We start from the raw sequence: 1,832 nt of genomic DNA on the forward strand, positions 1-1,832 counted from the left end.
GCGCCGTGTTTTATGTCCTGACGTTTTTGTCCGGAGGATTTTCTTGGCTGGCAAGCTGGTGAGCGTCTAAGGCTTGCTAGAAAGTGGTCCAACAGCCTCCAAATCCGCGCAGGCTTTCGCCTATTTGGCCTAGATTACCGGCGATGCGGTCATTTCACTCGACTCACTGCGCAGTGCTCCCCACACGCTCATTAATTTCTTCAGATTGAAGGCCGTCGAAGCCCACCGCCACTCTTGACCCACGCCCTCGATGCCGCGAAGCAAGAAGCGACGTAGGTCGAACATTGACTTGATGACCGCGAACGGTCTCTCACCGATGTGCTGACGACGCATGCAAGCCGACTGTGACTCCTCGCTCTGCATTCGAACCCGGTGACGACGACGGGCTTCCTCATGCTCATCGTGAATCACTTCGCGACCACGTTTGGCATCGGGCTTCGTTCGACAACGCTTCGCGAGCGGACAGCCCGCACAGTCGCGACTGATATAAACGTGTCGCTGTACCGGCGTGCCGCAACCATGTGTCGTGTTTACCGTCCTCCGGTGCGGAAGCGGTTTACCCGCAGGACAGTAGTAACAGTCTGACGATTCCTCGTACACGAATGCCGACTTATCAAACCGCTTCGTTTGAGGATTGATCGGCAAACGATCCAAGTCTTCCTCAGCAACGGGAACGGTGGGATCTTCGCGGATCGCCGGGTTGTCTTCGCACTTGACTTCCGCCAACGGACCGATCAACTCAATCTCTTTTGCTTCGGCACTGCTGAGGTTCGCGCCGGTGGTGTACGCGCTGTCGACCAGCACACGCTCGATGTCGATCTCGAAGTTCGATTGCACCGCATCGACAATCGTGCAGAACTGATCGTGCTCGACGTTGCCGATCACCACTTCGCAGTCGACGATCAAGCCGCTGCCTGTTTCCGTGACAGCCATCGGCGTGTAATTGGCCGCGTAACCGCCCTCTTTATTGGGCAAAATGCGGCTGTCGAGATCGGTCTTGGGAAGTTGAGCGGAACCTTTGCTGCGGTTCTTCTTGCGAGTTGCGTCCATCGCCTTGGTCTTTTCCATCAACCCGGCAAGCTGCTCGCGACGAGACTGCAAGTCAGCTACCGGAGTAGGCAATTTGTCTGTCGGGACCTCTTCGCCGAACAGGTTCTGCTCGTTCTTGTCGTTGATTTCCACGCCTGCGAGCGCTTCGGCGATTTGCGCGTCGAGATGCTCAAGCGCCTTGGCTAGCCGCTTGGTCGTCCAAGTCTTGCAGCGGTTGGCACTGGCCAACACACGCGTGCCATCGATGCACAGTTCAGCGAGATTGGCGACTTTCAAGTCGATCGCCAGTTTGATCATCTGCTTGAAGATGTTGCGAAGTGCGGCGGAGTTCTTGCGTCGAAACTCACTGAGCGTGGTGTGGTCGATACGTCGGCCAGAGGCAAGCCAGATGAAGTCGATCGAGTGCTTCAATTCATATTCAATCTGCCGACTACTGCGGAGTCGTCGAATCAAAGCGAAGAGCCATATCTTTGCCATGATCGATGGATGAATCGGCGGCTGGCCCTTCGAGCCGTGGTAGGTGGCTTCCCAATCGGTCCAGTCGAGTTCATCGAGGATCTCGTCAACGAGTCTGACCGGATGATCGTCGGCGATGACTTCTTCCAGCGCGGTGGGAATCAGCACCAACTGCTCGCGTGGCATCGGTGCGTCTTGCCAGTAGTTTGCCTTGCGTGATCTTTGACTCATACGTTGAACCTCCTAGGCCCAAGTTTAGCGCAAATCCGCCAACCGACTAGCCGGCAAACCCACCGATCTACGGAAACACTAAATCAACAGCCTGC

The 1,832-nt window shown here is 56.1% G+C and carries 1 protein-coding gene; it reads right to left on the reverse strand.

Going from position 1 to position 1,832, the window contains the following annotated elements; genetic code table 11:
- Positions 1-129: 129 nt before the first annotated feature.
- A complete protein-coding gene (locus tag NB063_RS31995; RefSeq protein ID WP_250933898.1) occupies positions 130-1,737 on the reverse strand; it encodes an IS1182 family transposase in 1,608 nt (535 codons plus the stop codon).
- Between the last annotated feature and the right edge of the window lie 95 nt (positions 1,738-1,832).

Source organism: Aporhodopirellula aestuarii, from assembly GCF_023701485.1.
In the GTDB taxonomy this organism is placed as follows: domain Bacteria; phylum Planctomycetota; class Planctomycetia; order Pirellulales; family Pirellulaceae; genus Rhodopirellula; species Rhodopirellula aestuarii.